The sequence below is a fragment of the Bradyrhizobium sp. TM239 genome, assembly GCF_036247985.1.
Lineage (GTDB): Bacteria > Pseudomonadota > Alphaproteobacteria > Rhizobiales > Xanthobacteraceae > Bradyrhizobium > Bradyrhizobium ottawaense.
On record NZ_BTIR01000001.1, the window covers coordinates 52,634 to 70,802 of the forward strand.

Annotated in this window: 15 protein-coding genes; 6 read left to right on the forward strand and 9 right to left on the reverse strand. The window is 66.2% G+C overall.

Going from position 1 to position 18,169, the window contains the following annotated elements; all coding sequences use genetic code 11:
• Positions 1–5: 5 nt before the first annotated feature.
• Positions 6–917 (reverse strand): TPM domain-containing protein, encoded by a 912-nt coding sequence (locus tag AABA84_RS00255; protein ID WP_338310872.1) that lies wholly within the window; start codon positions 915–917, stop codon positions 6–8.
• Positions 918–1,067: 150 nt separating this feature from the next.
• Positions 1,068–1,676, reverse strand: a complete 609-nt coding sequence (locus AABA84_RS00260) for a LemA family protein (protein ID WP_018317247.1) — start codon at positions 1,674–1,676, stop codon at positions 1,068–1,070.
• A 269-nt stretch (positions 1,677–1,945) separates the two neighbouring features.
• Here AABA84_RS00260 and AABA84_RS00265 point away from each other — a divergent pair, with 269 nt between their 5' ends.
• Genes AABA84_RS00265 through AABA84_RS00275 form a run of 3 tightly spaced genes read left to right on the forward strand, consistent with a single transcriptional unit; the run spans position 1,946 to position 5,157 of the window.
• A complete protein-coding gene (locus AABA84_RS00265; protein WP_338310873.1) occupies positions 1,946–2,800 on the forward strand; it encodes an enoyl-CoA hydratase in 855 nt (284 codons plus the stop codon).
• Positions 2,801–2,805: 5 nt separating this feature from the next.
• Positions 2,806–3,945 carry an acyl-CoA dehydrogenase family protein gene (locus AABA84_RS00270; RefSeq protein WP_338310874.1) on the forward strand — a complete coding sequence of 380 codons (1,140 nt, stop codon included), beginning with the start codon at positions 2,806–2,808 and terminating at the stop codon, positions 3,943–3,945.
• Between the two features lie 15 nt (positions 3,946–3,960).
• Entirely contained in the window at positions 3,961–5,157 is a 1,197-nt protein-coding gene (locus tag AABA84_RS00275; protein WP_212253524.1) for an acyl-CoA dehydrogenase family protein, read from the forward strand.
• A 243-nt stretch (positions 5,158–5,400) separates the two neighbouring features.
• Here the strand turns inward: AABA84_RS00275 and AABA84_RS00280 are convergent, their stop codons facing one another.
• On the reverse strand, positions 5,401–7,725 hold the full coding sequence (locus tag AABA84_RS00280; protein WP_338310875.1) for a xanthine dehydrogenase family protein molybdopterin-binding subunit: 2,325 nt from the start codon (positions 7,723–7,725) through the stop codon (positions 5,401–5,403).
• A 222-nt stretch (positions 7,726–7,947) separates the two neighbouring features.
• Positions 7,948–8,823, reverse strand: coding sequence for a dihydrodipicolinate synthase family protein (locus tag AABA84_RS00285; RefSeq protein WP_338310876.1), 876 nt, complete (start codon positions 8,821–8,823; stop codon positions 7,948–7,950).
• 269 nt (positions 8,824–9,092) lie between these two features.
• Between AABA84_RS00285 and AABA84_RS00290 the strand changes: the two genes are divergently transcribed.
• Positions 9,093–10,559 carry an alginate export family protein gene (locus AABA84_RS00290; RefSeq protein ID WP_212253518.1) on the forward strand — a complete coding sequence of 489 codons (1,467 nt, stop codon included), beginning with the start codon at positions 9,093–9,095 and terminating at the stop codon, positions 10,557–10,559.
• A gap of 12 nt (positions 10,560–10,571) precedes the next feature.
• Here AABA84_RS00290 and AABA84_RS00295 read toward each other — a convergent pair whose 3' ends face one another.
• Positions 10,572–11,540, reverse strand: coding sequence for a VOC family protein (locus tag AABA84_RS00295; protein ID WP_212253516.1), 969 nt, complete (start codon positions 11,538–11,540; stop codon positions 10,572–10,574).
• A gap of 183 nt (positions 11,541–11,723) precedes the next feature.
• Here AABA84_RS00295 and AABA84_RS00300 point away from each other — a divergent pair, with 183 nt between their 5' ends.
• Positions 11,724–12,590, forward strand: coding sequence for a S1C family serine protease (locus tag AABA84_RS00300; protein ID WP_338310879.1), 867 nt, complete (start codon positions 11,724–11,726; stop codon positions 12,588–12,590).
• Positions 12,587–12,958 (forward strand): response regulator transcription factor, encoded by a 372-nt coding sequence (locus tag AABA84_RS00305; RefSeq protein ID WP_212253512.1) that lies wholly within the window; start codon positions 12,587–12,589, stop codon positions 12,956–12,958. Before AABA84_RS00300 ends, AABA84_RS00305 begins: the two co-directional genes overlap by 4 nt.
• Here AABA84_RS00305 and AABA84_RS00310 read toward each other — a convergent pair.
• The 4 genes from AABA84_RS00310 to AABA84_RS00325 all read right to left on the reverse strand — a co-directional run bounded on the left by AABA84_RS00310 (position 12,953) and on the right by AABA84_RS00325 (position 17,852).
• A complete protein-coding gene (locus AABA84_RS00310) occupies positions 12,953–14,041 on the reverse strand; it encodes a sensor histidine kinase (protein WP_338308633.1) in 1,089 nt (362 codons plus the stop codon). The genes AABA84_RS00305 and AABA84_RS00310 overlap by 6 nt on opposite strands.
• Positions 14,028–14,720 (reverse strand): response regulator transcription factor, encoded by a 693-nt coding sequence (locus AABA84_RS00315; protein ID WP_212253508.1) that lies wholly within the window; start codon positions 14,718–14,720, stop codon positions 14,028–14,030. The genes AABA84_RS00310 and AABA84_RS00315 overlap by 14 nt, the downstream gene beginning before the upstream one ends.
• 100 nt (positions 14,721–14,820) lie before the next feature.
• The gene (locus AABA84_RS00320) at positions 14,821–15,267 is read right to left on the reverse strand and encodes a hypothetical protein (RefSeq protein ID WP_338310880.1); all 447 of its coding nucleotides are present in this window, start codon (positions 15,265–15,267) and stop codon (positions 14,821–14,823) included.
• A gap of 248 nt (positions 15,268–15,515) precedes the next feature.
• Positions 15,516–17,852 (reverse strand): Tex family protein, encoded by a 2,337-nt coding sequence (locus AABA84_RS00325; protein WP_212253499.1) that lies wholly within the window; start codon positions 17,850–17,852, stop codon positions 15,516–15,518.
• Positions 17,853–18,169: the final 317 nt, after the last annotated feature.

An 18,169-nucleotide genomic window follows, 5' to 3' on the forward strand; every position in this document is an offset into this window, starting at 1 on the left:
GACCGCTACCAGCTCCCCGAGGCGCCGCCGCCGCCAAAACTGCCGCCACCGCCGCTGAAGCCGCCGCTGTCACTGCTCGACGATCCGCTGCTCCAGCCGCCCGACGAGGAGCCGCTCGACCAGGAGCCGCCGCGCGAGCGGCCGGTGCCCGGCGTGATCGCCGAAAACAGATCGGCGACGAATCCGATGATGAAGCCGAGGGCTCCGACAGCCATGGCGAGCGCGAAGGAGCCGAGAATGAGCCAGGTCAACCCTGCGATGATGCCGCCGGTCACCAGGGATCCGAGCAGCCGCCCCAGCATGGCTCGGAAGAACCCGCCGACCCCGATCGAGGCGAACAGCGTCACGATGAAGATCGGTGCAAGATCGTCCAGATTGCCGAAGTTGACGGTGGGAGAAGGAACCGGCAACGGCTCACCGTCGATGACGCGGACCATGCGATCGACGCCATCGGCGATGCCGCCGCCGAAATCGCCGGTGCGGAATTTCGGTGTGATGATCTCGTCGATAATGCGGCGCGAGGTGACGTCGGTGAGCACGCCTTCGAGGCCGTAGCCGACCTCGATGCGCAGATGCCGGTCGTTCTTGGCGACGACGAGGATCGCGCCGTCGTCGATCCTCTTGCGGCCGATCTTCCAGGCCTCCGCAACGCGGATCGAGAATTGCTCGATCGTCTCCGGCTGCGTGGTCGGCACGATCAGGACGGCGATCTGGCTGCCCTTGCGCGTCTCGAAGTCCCGCAGCTTTTGCGACAGCGCGGCGGTCTCGCTGCTGGACAGCGTGCCGGTCTGGTCGACCACGCGCCCAGTGAGCTGGGGCACGGCGACGTCGGCTGAGGCGGGGAGCGCGAAGAGGAGTGCGATGGCGAGGACAAGTGAGGCGACCACCGAATACGCTCGCCACACCCTCGCTGTCATCGCCCGCCTTGTGCGCGCTGCGCACTGGGGCGGGCGATCCAGTATTCCAGAGGCCGCAGTGCATGAGCCGTGAAGCCGCGGCGTACTGGATTCCCCGCCTTCGCGGGGAATGACAGTTGTGAGTGGGGCGCGCATGGGAGCCGAACGCGTCTACTTCGACGGCGCCGGCGCCGGGTTGAAGTCCACCTTCGGCGCGGTCGAGATTTCCTTCTCGTTTGCGACCGAGAAGTTCGGCTTCTCCTTGTAGCCGAACATCATCGCGGTGAGGTTGCTCGGGAACGAGCGGATGGTGACGTTATAATCCTGCACCGCCTTGATGTAGCGGTTGCGCGCCACCGTGATACGGTTCTCGGTGCCCTCGAGCTGCGACATCAGATCCTTGAACAGCGCGTCCGACTTGAGCTGCGGGTAATTCTCGGTGACGACCAGCAACCGCGACAGCGCGCTGGAGAGCTCGCCCTGCGCGGCCTGGAACTTCTGGAAGGCGGCCGGATCGTTCAGTACCTCGGGCGTCGCCTGGATGCTGCCGACCTTGGCGCGGGCATTGGTGACGCCCAGCAGCACGTCCTTCTCCTGCTGGGCAAAGCCCTTCACCGAGTTGACGAGATTGGGCACGAGGTCGGCGCGGCGCTGATACTGGTTCACGACCTCGGACCAGTTGGACTTGATCTGCTCGTCCTCGCTCTGGATCGCGTTGTAGCCGCAATTGGTGAGGCTCAGCGAGGCCAGCGCCGCCAGCACGGTCAGGATCTTGCGCATTAAATTTCTCCCGGTGGAATCCCGTAACTCAATATCAGATAGCGATAACGCGGTACCAGCTTTTCGGGTTCATTCCGGGGCGCGAAGCGAGCTATGGTGCGCCCTTGCGCACCTGAAAATCTCGAGATTCCGGGGCTGGTCCTTCGGACCATCCCGGAATGACGGCGCTGGATGAGCGCATCCCAGCCGACTGACGCAAGCCTCTTGCCTATCCCTGACCGACATAGTCAACTCGGCGAAACAATAAGACAGAACACCGGGGGAACGCGATGACCTCGTTCGAGACCATCCTCGTGGAGAGGCCGGATCCGGCGGTCACCCGGATCGTGATGAACCGGCCGGAGGCGCGCAACGCGCAGAACCTGCAAATGACCTACGACCTCAACGCCGCCTTCGACGCGGCGGTGCAGGACGATACGGTCAAGGTGATCGTCCTCGCCGGCAACGGTCCGCACTTCTCCTCCGGCCATGATCTGCGTCCCGGCGGCAAGAATACCGCCGGCGTCGATTTTCCACCGATCGGAAATTGGGGCGGTTTTGCCGAGCCAAATGCCCATGGCCGCTTCGCGCGCGAGCAGGAAATCTATCTCCAGATCACCCGGCGCTGGCGCAACCTCGCCAAGCCGACCATTGCCGAGGTGCACGGCAAGTGCATCGCCGGCGGGCTGATGCTGGCCTGGGCCTGCGACCTCATCATGGCCAGCGACGACGCGCAGTTCTGCGATCCCGTGGTGACCATGGGCGTCTGCGGCGTCGAATGGTTCGTGCACCCCTGGGAGCTCGGTGCGCGCAAGGCCAAGGAGTTCCTGTTCACCGCCGACAACTGGAGCGCCGAGGTGGCGCAGCAGCTCGGCATGGTCAATCAGGTCGTGCCACGCGCGGAGCTTTCTGCGCGCACGCTGGAGCTGGCGCGCAGGATCGCGGCAAAGCCGGCCTTCGCGCTGAAGATGACCAAGGAAGCGGTGAACCGCTCGGTCGACGTGATGGGCCAGCCCGCCGCGATCGACCAGGCCTTTGCGCTGCATCAGCTCTGTCACGCCCACAATCTTCAGGAGTTCGGCATGATCGTCGATCCCTCAGGCCTGCATCCCTCCGTGCGCAAGCCGCCGGCGGCCGCGGAGTAGACGCGATGGACCTCAATCTCAGTGACGAGCAAAGACTGCTGCGCGAGAGCGCTGAGCGTTTCGTGGCCGGAAGCTACGATGCCGATCACCGCCGCAAGATGGCGAACGATCCACTCGGCTTCAGCCCGGCCGTGTGGAAGCAGTTCGCCGAGCTCGGCTGGCTGGCGCTGCCGATTGCCGAGGAGTTTGGCGGGCTCGGTGGCAGCGCGGTTGAAATCGGCATCTTGATGGAAGCCTTCGGCCGTGGGCTGGTATCGGAGCCCTATATCGCGACGGTCGTGCTGGGTGCCTCACTGCTCGACCGCTGCGGCACCCATGAGCAGAAGCAGGAGAGCCTGCCGAAGATCGCGGATGGTTCGTTGAAGCTTGCGCTTGCGCATTCCGAGCGCGCGGCAAGGTTCGATCTCGCCAAGGTCGCAACCGCCGCCGACCGGACGGCGCAGGGCTGGCGCCTGGCCGGCAGCAAGATCGCCGTGCTCGACGGCCATGCCGCCGATGAGATCATCGTCTCCGCGCACATTCATGATCATCAGAGGCCTTCGGGACGGATCGGCCTGTTCCTGGTGCCGGCGACGACGCCTGGCCTCGTCGTCAGCGACTATCCGCGCCTCGGCGGCGGACGCGCCTGCAACATCGAGCTGTCCGACGTGCATTTGCCCGAAGATGCCCTGCTCGGTGACGGCCATGACGCGCTGCCGGCCGTCGAATGGGCCGTCGACCGCGCCATGGCCGCGCTCGGCGCGGAAGCCGTCGGCATCATGCAGACGCTGCTGGACACCACGCTCGAATACACCAAGATCCGAAAGCAGTTCGGACGGCCGCTCTCGGCCAACCAGGTGATCCGCCATCGCCTCGCCGACATGGCGATGCAGGTCGACGAGTCGCGCTCGATGGCGCTGCGGGCTGCGCTGAAGGCGGATAGCCCGCCGGTCGAGCGGGCCCGTGCCGCGTCCGGCGCGAAAGCAAAGATCGGCAAATGCGCGCGCTTCGTTGGCGAGCAGTCGATCCAGCTTCACGGCGGCATGGGCGTCACCGAGGAGCTCGAGGTCGGCGCCTATTTCAAGCGCCTCGTCGCCTTCGACACGCTGTTCGGCGGCAGCGCGCATCATTATGCCCGCCACGCTGAGCTTGGCCGCAAGGCCTGATACCGGGAGAGCCTCATGGACCTGTCGTTCAATGCCGAGGAGCGCGCCTTCCAGGATGAGGTGCGCGGCTTCATCGCCAAGAATCTCACCGAGGAGATGAAGCGCGCGACCGCGCTGACGCCGTCGGTATTCTCCGACCCTGATATCGGCATGGCCTGGCAGCGCGCGCTACACAGGCAGGGCTGGGGCGCGCCGGGCTGGCCGGTCGAGCATGGCGGGCCGGCCTGGACGCCGGCGCAGCGCTGGATCTTCGAGACCGAATCCGCACGGGCCGGCGTGCCGAATGTGAATGTCATGGGCGTGAAGATGGTCGGGCCCGTCATCATCGGCTTCGGCAGTCCCGAGCAGAAGAATTTTTACCTGCCGCGGATTCTCTCCGGCGAGGATTACTGGTGCCAGGGCTATTCCGAGCCGGGCTCCGGCTCCGACCTCTCCTCGCTGAAGACGCGCGCGGTCCGCGACGGCGACGATTACATCATCAACGGCACCAAGATCTGGACCACGCATGCCCACCACGCCAACCGCATGTTCGCGCTGGTGCGCACCAGCGACGGGCCGCGGCAGCAGGACGGCATCAGCTTCATCCTGATCGACATGAAGACGCCGGGCATCACCACGCGCCCGATCCTCACCATCGGCGGCGACCACGAGGTCAACCAGGTGTTCTTCGACGACGTCCGCGTGCCCGTGGCCAACCGGGTCGGCGAGGAAGGCAAGGGCTGGACCTACGGCAAATATCTGCTCGAGTTCGAGCGCGGTTCGGGCATCGCCTCGGCCAAGCTGCGCGAGGGGCTGAAGGCGATCGCGGATCTCGCCGAATCGGATCTGACCGGACGGGCCATCGACAGTCCCGATATCGCGGCGCGCATCTCGGAGGTGGAAGTCGATATCGACGCGCTTGAAATGACCGAGCTGCGCGTGCTCTCCGCGCTGCAGACCGGACAGAATCCCGGCGCGGTGTCGTCGATCCTGAAGCTGCGCAACAGCGAGATCCGCCAGGCCGTCACGCGGCTCGGGGTCGACGTCATCGGCCACGACGCCCTTGCCGTCGAGCCGATGCGCCCGCTCTACAAGCTCAACCACGAGCCGGCGACGCCGGAGGAGATGCTGACAATGGTGCCGGAATATCTCAACGGCCGCGCCTACACGATCTTCGGCGGCACCTCGGAGATCCAGCGCGACATCATCGCGAAGATGATGCTGGGGATTTAGCCCCGTAGCCCGAGCATTTGGCGCGAGCGAGCACTACATACTCCACTGTCGTCCCGGACAAGCGTAAGCGCAGATCCGGGATCCATGGCCACAGGGGGATGTGGTTGCGGGGATTCGGAGTTACCAGTTCGCGCCACAACCACTCCCTGTGGCTATGGGTCCCGGATCGGCGCGCGCTTATGGCGCGCTTGTCCGGGACGACAGCGGAGTTTGACGCAGTACCAGCGCAACAACGCGCCGCGCTTAGCCCGCCGCCTTCGCCTCCTTGATCGCCTGCCACACCTTCTGCGGCGTCAGTGGCGTGTTGAGCTGGGTGATGCCGAGCTCGGCGAGCGCGTCCATCACGCCGTTGGTGACGCAGGGCGGACCGCCGATGGCGCCGGATTCGCCGCAGCCCTTGGCACCGAGCGGATTGGTGCGGCAGGGCGCGGTATCGTCCAGCGTCACCACGATCGGCGGCACGTCGTCGGCGCGCGGGATGCAATAATCCTGGTAGCTCGCGGTGAGGAGCTGGCCGTCGGCGTCATATGAGACGCCTTCGTACAGCGCCTGGCCGATGCCTTGCGCGACGCCGCCATGGATCTGCCCGGTGACCAGCATCGGGTTCACGGCGACACCGACATCGTCGACGGTGGTGTAGCGCACGACCTTGGAGACGCCGGTCTCGGGGTCGATCTCGACCTCGCAGATATGCGTGCCGTTTGGCCAGCTTGGACCGTCGACCTCGCCTTCGGAATCGACGCTGAGCTTGGCGCCGCTCTCCTTCTCGGCAATGTCGAACAGGCTGATGCGGCGGTCGGTGCCGACCACGGTGAGCATGCCGCCCTGATATTCGATGTCCTCGACCGAGGTCTCCAGCACGTTGGCCGCCCTCTCACGCGCCTTCTGGATCAGATCGTTGGAGGAGACCGCGACGGCCGTGCCGCCGACGAACAGCGAGCGCGAGCCGACGCTGCCAAAGCCCATCGCGAGATCGGTGTCGCCCTGCACGACGTCGATCTTGTCCATGGCAATGCCGAGCGTGTCGGAGATCATCTGGGTGTAGGTGGTCTGCAGCCCCTGCCCCATCGCCATGGTGCCGGAATGCAGCACGACGCGGCCTTGAGAGGTCGCGTGCAGGCTGACCTTCTCGGTGTGGGCGCGGCCGCCGGTCCATTCGATGTAGGAGGTGAGACCGCGGCCGTAGAGCAGGCCCTTCTTCTTCGCCGCCTTCTTGCGCGCGGCAAAGCCGTCCCAGTCGGCCAGCTTCACGGCGCGGTCGAGCATGTGCGCGAAGGCGCCGGAATCGTAAACCTGACCCGCGGCATTGGTGTAGGGCAACTGGGCCGGCTTGATGTAGTTGGCTTTGCGGATCGCGCGCGGATCCATGCCGATTTTTCGCGCCGCGGCGTCGAACAGGCGCTCGACGATGAACACCGCTTCGGGACGGCCCGCGCCGCGATAGGCGCCCACCGGCGCGGTGTGAGTCATCACCGACTTCACCTCGAAATGCACCAGCGGCAGATCGTAGACGCCGGTCTGCACGAACGGGCCGAGCACCAGCGGGATGATGTTCGCCGCGCCCGAGGAATAAGCGCCGGTGCAGCCGATCGACCTGACGCGATAGGCCAGCACCTTGCCCTTCTCGTCCAGCGCGAAGGACGCCGTCGAGGTGAGATCGCGGCCATGGGTGCCGCCGACGAACTCGTCGGTGCGATCGCCGCGCCAGCGGATCTTCTTGCTCAGCTTGGTCGCGGCATAGGCGACGATGCCGTCCTCGGGATAGAGGTTGGTCTTCTGGCCAAAGCCGCCGCCGATGTCGCCGACCAGCACGCGCACGCTGTCCTTGGGACGCTTCAGCACGGCCTCGGCGAGCACGTCGCGGGTCGAGGCCGGCGTCTGCGACTGCACGTGCAGCAGCAGGCGGCCGGTCTTGTTGTCGATCTCGGCAATGGTCGAGCGCGGCTCCATCGCCGACGGCACGAGGCGCTGGCTGACGAGATCGAGCTCGACGGTGTGCGCGGCCTTCGCAAACGCCTCGTCCACCTTGGCGGCATCGCCATAAGCCATCGCGCCGACGATGTTGTCGGGCGCCTCCGGCCACACTACGGGCGCGCCGGGCTTCACGGCCTCGACGGGGTCGACCACGGCCGGCTGCACGTCGTACTCGACCAAGATCGCTTCGGCCGCGCTCTGCGCCTCGACGCGGGACGACGCCACGACGGCCGCGACGGCTTCGCCCGCGTAGCGCACGACCTCATGGGCGAGCAGCCGGCGCGGCGGCACCGTCATCGGCTTGCCGTCGGGTCGCTTGAAGATGCTCAACGTCGGGATGCTGCCGACATCGTCCTTGACGAGGTCGGCGCCGGTGTAGATCGCGGTCACGCCGGGCATCGCGGCGGCCGCACTGGTGTCGATCGAGACGATCTTGGCGTGGGCATGCGGCGAGCGCAGCACGTACAGCCACAGCGCGCCGTCGCCCGGCTTGTCGTCGATGAACTGCCCCTTCCCGGTGAGCAGCCGCTGGTCTTCCAAACGCTTGACGGGCTGGCCCGCTCCGAAACGCAAATTGCCGGGAAGAATGTTCATTCCGTGGGGTCCTCAGGTCTTTTCGAAACTGCGGGCAGCCTTTTAGCGGATCGATCAAGGGCATACCAGCCGCGGTTTTGGGCGGGATATCCACGGATTCGGCATGCCGTTGGAGATCGTCATTCCGGGATGGTCCGACGGACCAGACCTCAGGTGCGCAATTGCGCACCGGGGAATCTCGAGATTCGGGGTTCGATGCTGCGCATCGCCCCGCAATGACAATCACGCCAGCTCCCGCAACGCCGCCTCGACCACCTTGCGCGCATCGGCCGTCAGCGGGGCTTGCGGCGGGACGGGGTCGCCGACATCGTAGCCCTGGATCGACAGCCCCGCCTTGATGCAGGCGGCGAGGTTGAAGCGGGCGAAGGCCTCGTTGATGCGCCACAGCCTGCGCTGGAGCGTCATGGCCTCGTCCCAGCGGCTGGCCTTGCAGAGGTCGTAGAGCGCGACGCTCTGGCGCGGGATGATGCAGGCCGGCCCCGCCATCCAGCCGAGCCCGCCGATCAGCATCACTGCGGCCGGGATATGGGCGGAGGCCGAAAACACCCGCAAGCCATCCCCGCAGCGGTTCATGATCGAGAGCAGCCGGCCGGTGTTGGTCGAGGCGTCCTTGATGTAGCCGATACGCGGAAGCTCGGCGAGGCGCGCGATCACGTCGAGGGTGAGGTCCGAGCGCTGGAATTGCGGATTGGTGTAGATGACGACGGGAATGTCGACGGCATCCGCGATGGCGCGGAAGTAGGCTTCGACCTGGGCATCATTGAGCGGGAAGTACGCCTCCAGGATCGCGAGGATGCCGTCGGCCCCACACTTCTGGTAGGCCCTCGCCTGCGCCACCGCATCCGTCGTCGAGGTCGAGGCGACGCCCGCAATCACAGGCACCCGGCCCCTCGCGGCCTCGATCGTGGTCTGCACGACCGCCGTGCGCTGCGCTGCACTGAGATAGGCGAACTCGCCAGTCGAGCCCAGCGGCGTCAGCCCATGCACGCCCGCGCCGACCAGATCGTCACAGAGCTTGCCGAGCACTTTGGTGCGCACGGTGCCGTCGGCATCGACGGGCGAGACGAGATAGGGAAAGACGCCGTGGAATTCGGACATGTCTGGACCGGACCCTGAAGACAGCTTCGGACAGGAGATATCCTTCCGGGTGCTAACATGAGGTCCCAGCGCCAGCAAGCAACGCGGTCGCCCGATGCGGATTTGCGCCCGGACCACAACCTGCAGAAATATATGTGTGGATGGACTACCGCGAAGATCGCAGTAACATCCCTCGTAGCAAGAAAAATGCAGGGAGGGGCGCGCTGTCTTGCGCCGGCGTCGTTGGCTACGCGTCGCGCGCATCGCAGGCAGTGCGTCGAGGGGCGTCGATGGTTGCGTTGTTGTCATGGCGAAGATCGGCCGCGCGCCATCTCGCCGCGAGCTTGATCGTCGCAATGTCGCTGCCGATTGCATCGGCGGTGGCACAGGAGGAAGGATCGTCCGGTCAAGGCGGCCGCGACGTGCGCACCGAGGCAAAGCCGTTCCAGCTCTATCGCTGGAAAGAGGACTATTCCTACCTGGCCGGCAAGCCGCAGCTGAGCACGTGGGAGCGGCTCAAATATATTCCGATCGCGCAATCGCCGGAGGTCTGGCTCTCGCTGGGCGGCGAGGCCCGTTACCGACTCGATCGCTACGCGCCTTACCTGTTCGGTCTCGGCAAGAGCGGCTTCGACTGGGCATCCCATCAGGAGCGCATGTTTCAGCATTTCGATCTGCATCTCGGCCGAACATTCCGAACCTTCGTGCAATTCGATGCGGCCTATGAGGATGGACGGCCGGTGCAACGCGCCTACGACCAGAGCCGGCCGGACGTTCGTCAGGCCTTCGTCGATGTCGTGCTGCCGATGGGGCCCGGAAACGTCATGCTCCGCGCCGGACGGGAGGAGCTCTATCTCGGCGATTCCCGCTGGCTCGCGGTTCGCGACCCCACCAACCTCAGGCGCTCGTTCAACGGATTGCTTGCCGAATATGACGATCCCTCACTGACCTTGCGCGTCTTCGCAGCGAACCCGGTCAACATCCAGTCCGGCACATTCGACGACAACACGCTCGGCTCGGAATTCTTCCGCGGCGCCTATGCCGTCGTTCGCGAGCCGCTTGCGCTTCCGCTGACGCTGGACGCTTATGTCTACGGCCGGCAGCAAGCCAGCGTCACCTATGCACGAGGCATGGCGCCCGAAGATCGATGGAGCGGGGGCGCCCGGGTCGCAGCAAGGCACCGGGGCTTCGAGCTCACCGGCGAGGCAACCTATCAATGGGGCTCGTTCGGGACCTCATCGATTTCGGCCTTCGGAGCCTTCGGCGATTTCGGCTACAGGTTTCCACGGCTTGACATCTTCGGCCAGAGTGCCGCCCCGAAGCTCGGCCTACGTGCCCACTATGCCAGCGGTGACGACAATTTGAAGGGTACGACCCTGCACACTTTCGCGGGCGCCTATCCGGCAGCGAGCGTGATCTCGGAGATGTCCCTGCTCTCCGCCTCGAACGTGACGAACCTGCAGCCCTATGGCCAGCTGTTCATCACCTCCGGACTGGTCCTCGGCGCGAACTGGAACTTCGTGCGCAAAGCCACAACGGCCGACGCGGTCTATGGTCCAATCGGAACGCAGATCACGGCCAAGGGCTCGGCATCGCTCGATGTCGCGCAGATCGGGCAGATCGACATGACCTGGACCATCAATCGCTTTCTTCAGTTGCACGCGCTCTATGCGCACGTCTACGCGGGCGACTACATTCGCGCCGCCGGCGGACGCGATTTCGACTATTACCGCCTGCAATTGATGGCCCGATGGTAACGTCGATGGGGCCTAACCCCTGATCAGCCGCACCCGCGTGCCCCAGGGATCGACGGCCTCGACACCGTTCGCGAGCGTCGTGACCTGCACACCGCCCTTGCGCAGGCGCTGTTCCTGGGCGGCCAGGATGTCCTGCTTTTCCGTCACCAGCGAGAACCAGGCAAGGCCGGTCATCTGATCGTCGCGCTGGCCGGCGCCCTGGCTCTGCCAGACGTTCATGCCGAGATGATGATGATAGCGGCCCGACGACAGGAACGCGGCGCCGTTGCGGCTGCGAGTCGGATCGAGGCCGATCGCGCCATGATAGAAATTTCCGGCCTGCGCGAGATCGCCGACCCGCAGATGCATGTGGCCGATGCGCATTCCGTCCGGCGCCCTGGCGTAATCGGGAACGCGCGTATTGGTCAGCGACAGCAGGTCGGGAATGTTGAGCTCGTCGGACGCCATCTTCACGCTGCCCTCGCTCCATTGCCATTGCGAGGGATCGCGGTCGGCATAGACCTCGATGCCGTTGCCTTCGGGGTCATCGAGATAAACGGATTCGCTGACGAGATGATCGGCGAAGCCCGACAGCTTGACGCGGTGCGAGGCGGCGTGAACCAGCCAGCGCGCCAGGTCCTTGCGGGTCGGCATCAGGAACGCGGTGTGGTAAAGGCCGGCGGCATTACGCGGCTCGATTGCCGCATCGGGCCGCGCCTCCAGCACCAGCAGCGCGATGCCTGATGTGCCGAGCCTTGCGGCGGCCGCCGAGCGCTCCATCACGGTGAGGCCGATGACATCGCGGTAGTAGTCCGCAACCTTGTCGAGATTCTTCACCCGCAGCGTCACCATGCCGACCCGCATCGGCGTGCGGCTGGCATAGGTCGGCCCGCCGCCCTGCGGCGCGCCCTCGGCACGCGCCGCGGCTGCGGCCGCCATGGCAAGCGAGGTCGCGCCGGCGAGTTGGAGCAGGGTGCGGCGGGTGAGGTCGATGGTCGTCATCAGTCAGGGCTCGCTGAAAGGGCTTCAGGCCGTGCGGCGCAATGTCGGGCCGATTGCTACACGTTCCCGTGAGCGGCTCCCAATCACATGTTCGTCGGCCGTAAAGGCTGTGTCCTGACCACCCGGCCAGTTTCGCGATTCCCCGCGACATCCCAGATTGGGGGCAGCTTATAGGAGCCTGCTATGACCGACCCAACTCCCCTGTCCTCACTGTCGTCCGCCCTCGCGGACGTGGTGGCGCGCACCGCGCCCTCTGTCGTCTCCGTGCACTCGCATCGCTCCCGCGCGACCGGCTTCGTCTGGAAAGGGGGCCTGATCGTCACCGCCGACGAGGCGCTGGCCGATGAGGGCGAGGTCGAGATCGGCCTGCCCGACGGCAGCCGGGCGGCCGCCACGATCGCCGGTCGCGACCACACCACCGATATCGCGCTGCTGCGCACCGACGCCGCTGTTACGCCGGTTAAGCTCGCCGCAACCGTCCCGCCCCTCGGCACATTGGCGATCGTGGTGGCCACCAACCGTGACACGCCCAGTGCCGCGCTGGGGATGGTGTCGGCGTCCGGAAAGGGCTGGCGCTCCTTGCGCGGCGGCGAGATCGATGCACGGATCGAGCTCGATGTTCGCCTGCGCGCCAGCCAGCAGGGCGGCCTCGCGCTCGATGCATCGGGCGCGGCCTTCGGCATGGCCGTGCTCGGCCCGCGGCGCGTGCTGGTGATCCCGACCGCGACGATCGAGCGCGTCGCGCCGCAGCTGGAGGCGCGCGGCCGCATCGCGCGGGGATATCTCGGCCTCGGGCTCCAGCCGGTCCGGCTCGACGACGGCCTCGGCGCCATGGTGATGAACGTCGACAAGGCCGGTCCTTCGGCCGCCGCCGGCATCCGCCAGGGCGACGTGATCGTCGCGGTCAACGACCAGAAGCTGTCCGGCGTGCGCGCCCTGTCGCGAACGCTGGGACCTTCGAGCGTCGGCGCGGTGGTCGATGTCGCGGCGCGCCGCGGCGGCGAGCCGGTCAGCTTCAAGGTCACGGTCGGCGAGAGGCCGGAGGCGTGAGCGAGGACCGGACGCCGGAGATCGTGCTTGCCTTGGAGATCGACGATCCCGCCCTCGCCGATCGCCTGGCGGCCTTGCTCGGCAGCGTCGCCGGGCTGCGTCTCGCCGGGCCCGGCGAGGCGGCCGCGGCGACGATCGTCGCCCGCGATCCGCGCATCATGCCCGAAGACATCGCGCTGACGCAGCGCGAGCTCGACGTGCTGGCGCTGATGGCCGAGGGCGCCTCCAACAAGATGATCGCCCGCCGGCTCGGCATCTCCGTGCACACGGTGAAATTCCATGTCGGCTCGCTGCTCGACAAGCTCGATGCCACCGGCCGCACCGATGCGGTGGCGCATGCGGCACGCCGCGGCGTGATCGAGCTATGATGAACTCAATAGTGCTTTGGTCTTGGGGAAGCTGAGCTCGACCGTCAGGCCGGGCGCATTGTCATGCAGCGCTACTCCCGCGCCGTGAAGCCGCGCGACCGCGGCGACGAGGCTGAGGCCCAGGCCATTGCCCGGCGTGTAGCGGCTCTGCTCGAGCCGGTAGAAGCGCTTGAAGACGTGATCGCGCTCCTCAGTGGGAATGCCCGGACCATCGTCGGCGATCGCGATCACCGCGCCGCCCTCGGTGCTGCGGCAAGTCACGCTCACCTGCCCGCCTTTGCAGCCGTGCTTGATCGCGTTGTCGACGAGATTGGCGATGGCATCGAACAGCAGGTCGCGATCGCCGGTGATCGGCACCTGGCGGTCTCCGGCAAGGCTGAGGCGGGTTGCGACCTGCTCGGCGGCGGCGTCGTAGAGCTCGACGACCTCGCCGGCGATTTCCGTCAGGTTCAGCGCGCGGAAGGCGCCGGTGCGGGCACGGGTCTCGATCTCGGAGATCCGGGTGATGGAGGCGAACATGCCGAGCACGGCGTCGAGATCGGCGATGGTGTCGCCGATCAGCGCGGCATCCGCCTCGCTGTTGCGCTCGTGGTGATAGGCCTTTTCCAGCCGGCCGCGCATCCGCGTCAGCGGCGTGCGCAGATCATGGGCGACGTTGTCGCTGACCTGCTTGACCTCGCCCATCAGCGTCTCGATGCGGTCGAGCATCTGGTTGAGGCTTTCGGCGACGCGGTCCCATTCATCATGGCTGCCGCGCAAGGGGATGCGCTGGTCGAGGCCTGAGAGCATGATGGCGCGGCTGGTGGCGTTGATCTCTTCGATCCGCCCGACGGTGCGCCGCGTCACCAGCACGGCGGCGAGCCCGGCGAGCACCAGCAGCAGCACGGCAACCGCCAACATCGCAAGCTCGATCATCGCGGTGAAGCCGCTGTGATCGCCGGCGTCGCCGACCCGGCTCCGCACATAGGCGATCGTGCCGAAATAGACATAGGCCATGATCGCCGCGACGATCAGCCCGAACGCGGCGATCGCGATCAGCGCCAGACGGAAGGTCGAGGAGCGGAGCGTCTTAACCAGGAGCACGGAGGCAATATCCGATGCCGCGGATGGTATGGATCAGAGGATAGGCCTGGGCATCGTCGACCTTGCGGCGGACGCGCCCGACATAGACGTCGATGATGTTGGTGGAGGGATCGAAATGCAGGTCCCAGACGTGCTGGAGCAGCATCGCACGGGAGACGACCCGGCCCTCGTTGCGGACGAGATATTCGAGCAGCTGGAATTCGCGCGGCAGCAGCGGGATCTTGCGGCCGCGGCGGCTGGCACTGCGTGCGATCAGGTCGATGGCGAGATCGCCGACCCGCAGCAGCGTCTCCTTGGCGATGGTCTCGCTGCGGCGGCCGAGCGCCTCCAGCCGCGCCAGCAATTCGGTGAAGGAGAACGGCTTGACGAGATAGTCGTCGCCGCCGGCGCGCAGGCCGCGCACGCGGTCATCGACCTCGCCGAGCGCGGAAATGATCAGGAACGGCGCGGCGACGCCGTCGTCGCGCAATTGCCGCATCACGCTGATGCCGTCGATATCGGGCAGCATCCGGTCGATCGTGATCACGGCATAGTCGCGCGCCGCGCCGTGGCTCAGGGCTTCGCGCCCGTTAGCTGCGAGATCGACGTCGTAGCCGGAGGTCGTCAATTCCTCGACGAGCTGGCCTGCGGTTTCCGGATCGTCCTCGACGACCAGGATGCGACGGTGACCTCCGGTCATGCAAAACTCCGCGCGACGATCGCCACCAGACTATCCCGTTCCGGGGCTGGACGGAACCGCCCGGTGGCGACCGCGACAATGGTGCGGTACGGCGATGCGACTACCAATAGTCTCCGCACACATTGACCCATTGCCATCCATAGGGCGTCCAGCTCCTGCGCCAGCAGCCGTCATTGTAGCCGGCGTAAATGAAGGGCGCGCCGAAGACGGCGAAACGACGGAAATGATGATGGTGGAAGGCGTGGCGGCCGTGCCAGCCGGCACCGGCGAAACGCGGCCCGATCGCCGCATGCGCGAAGCGTGCGCCGCCGAAGGCCGGACCGCCGACATGGGCGAAGCGCGCGCCGCCCATCCCGCCGACATGCATGCCGCTAAAGCCGCCGGCGCGCATCCCGCCGCCACCGAAATGACCACCACCACCGAAATGGCCACCGCCGCCGAAGCCGCCATGTCCGCCACCGCCGCCTCTGGCGAGCACCGGTGAAGCTGCCGCCATCACCGCGCCGAGCGTCACCGCGGTGAGGCCTTTGAGAAGCCTGCTGTTCATCGAAGCATCCTCCTTGCAGTGCGGCGGTCTTAACGCCGCACGAGGACGATCAGATGAGGAGAAGCGACGGGCGCCTTCAACTTACAAATGCGCCAGATTCTGACGCGGGTGTTAGGGAGAGGGAGCCCGCGCTCTCTCCCCGTCATTGCCAGGAGCCCTTGCGACGAAGCAATGACGACGTGGAGAAAGTTTTCCAAACGTCGGGCAGCTCACCTCTCCCCGCAAAGAGCGGGGAGAGGCTGGAAAACCTACGCCCGCTTGCCGTTGTTCTTTTCCGCCGCCCTGCGCAGCGCTTCGGCGAGGGCACCGCCGCCCGAGGATTCCTGCTTGCGCGGGGCGGACGACGTCATGCGGGACGGGTTGCGCGAGCTGTTGTCGCGCTGCATGCCGGGGGCGTCCTTCTTGGCGCCGACCTCGTCGTCGAGACGCAAGGTCAGCGAGATGCGCTTGCGGGCAACCTCGAAGTCCAGCACCTTGACCTTGACGATGTCGCCGGGCTTCACCACCTCGCGCGGATCCTTGATGTAAGTCCTGGACATCGCGGAGATGTGCACGAGGCCGTCCTGGTGCACGCCGATGTCGACGAAGGCGCCGAAGGCGGCGACGTTGGTCACGGTGCCCTCGAGGATCATGCCCTTCTTGAGATGCTTGATCTCCTCGACACCCTCCATGAACACGGCGGCCTTGAACGCCGGACGCGGATCGCGGCCGGGCTTTTCCAACTCCTTCAAAATGTCGGTGACGGTCGGCAGACCGAAAGTCTCGTCGACGAAATCCTTCGGCTTCAGGGTGCGCACGATCTCGCTGCTGCCGATCAGCGCCTTGATGTCGCTCTTGGTGGCGCTGAGGATCCGGCGCACCACCGGATAGGCTTCCGGATGCACGCCGGACGCGTCGAGCGGGTCCTCGCCGCCGAGGATGCGCAGGAAGCCTGCGCACTGCTCGAACGCCTTCGGCCCGAGCCGCGGCACGTCCTTGAGCGCCTTGCGCGACTTGAACGGGCCGTTGGCGTCGCGATGCGCCACGATGCTCTGAGCGAGGCCGGAACCGACACCCGACACGCGGGCCAGCAGCGGTGCGGACGCCGTGTTGACGTCGACGCCGACCGCGTTCACGCAGTCCTCGACCACCGCATCGAGCGATTTTGCGAGCTTGGCCTGGCCGAGATCGTGCTGATACTGGCCGACGCCGATCGCCTTGGGCTCGATCTTGACCAGCTCGGCGAGCGGGTCCTGCAGACGCCGCGCGATCGAGACCGCGCCGCGCAAGGTGACGTCGAGGCCGGGCAATTCCTCCGAGGCGAAAGCCGAGGCCGAATAGACCGACGCGCCGGCTTCCGACACCACGATCTTGGTCATCTTCAGCTCGGCCAGACCCTTGACGAGATCGCCCGCGAGCTTGTCGGTCTCGCGCGAGGCAGTGCCGTTGCCGATCGCGATGAGCTCCACACGATGCTTCAATGCGAGCTTGCCGAGGATCGCGAGCGACTCGTTCCACTGCCGCTGCGGCTCGTGCGGATAGATCACGGCGGTGTCGACGACCTTGCCGGTCGCATCGGTGACGGCGACCTTGACGCCGGTGCGGAAGCCGGGATCGAGTCCCATGGTGACGCGGGTGCCGGCCGGCGCGGCCAGCAGCAGGTCGCGCAAATTGGAGGCGAACACGCGCACGGCCTCGGTCTCGGCGGCGTTCCACAGCCGCATGCGCAGGTCGATGTTGAGATGCACCTGGATCTTGGTGCGCCAGGCCCAGCGCACGGTGTCGATCAGCCAGCGGTCGCCGGCGCGCTTGAGGTCGGCGATGCCGAACCGCTTCATGATCTTCAGTTCATAGGCGCTCGGCACGCCCGGCGGCGGCGCTTCGGCCTCAGCCTGGATCTGCAGATCGAGGATCTCCTCCTTCTCGCCGCGGAACATCGCGAGGATGCGGTGCGAGGGCAGCTTGGTCAGCGGCTCGGAGAATTCGAAATAGTCGGCGAACTTTTCGCCCTCGGTCTTCTTGCCGTCGCGCACCTTGGAGGCCATGCGCGCATTGGTCCACATTTCCTCGCGAAGTGCGCCGATCAGATCGGCGTCTTCGTCGAAACGCTCGACCAGGATGGCGCGGGCACCGTCCAGCGCGGCTGCGGCGTCCGCAACGCCCTTCTCGGCGTTGACGAAGGCTTCGGCCACCACCTTCGGATCGTTGGTCGGCTCCGCCATCAGCTGGTTGGCGAGCGGCTCGAGGCCGGCTTCCTTGGCGATCTCGGCCTTGGTGCGCCGCTTCGGCTTGAACGGCAAATAGATGTCTTCGAGGCGGGCCTTGCTGTCGGCGGCGAGAATGGAGGCTTCGAGGGCGGCATCGAGCTTGCCCTGCTCGCGGACTGATTCGAGGATGGCCTTGCGGCGGTCTTCGAGCTCGCGCAGGTAACCCAGGCGCTCCTCCAGGGTGCGCAATTGCGCGTCGTCGAGCGCACCGGTCGCTTCCTTGCGGTAGCGGGCGATGAAGGGAACCGTGGCGCCGCCATCGAGCAGCGTCACCGTCGCCTCGACCTGCTCCGCCCGAACCCCAAGCTCCTGCGCAATTTTCTGGTTGATATTTGCCACGCGAGAATTCCTCTATCCAAGCACGCAACGCGGGGGCGAACCACCGGCCACGGGACGCCGCTTATGGACCAACCGGGGTTGATTCATCAAGGTACCGCGGAGGACCGTCGACAGGGGATTTTTTTGTCGAACCGATGCGATCTCGCCACATTCGTGGGGGTGCCGATGTGAGCGGCAGACACGTGCCGTAGGGTGGGCAAAGGCGCGAAGCCGTGCCCACCAAACTCAATTTGCGGCACGAGATGCGTGGGCACGCTTGCGCTTTGCCCACCCTACGATGTCGGAGGTTGTGACTCGCAGACATGGCTTCTCCTCCT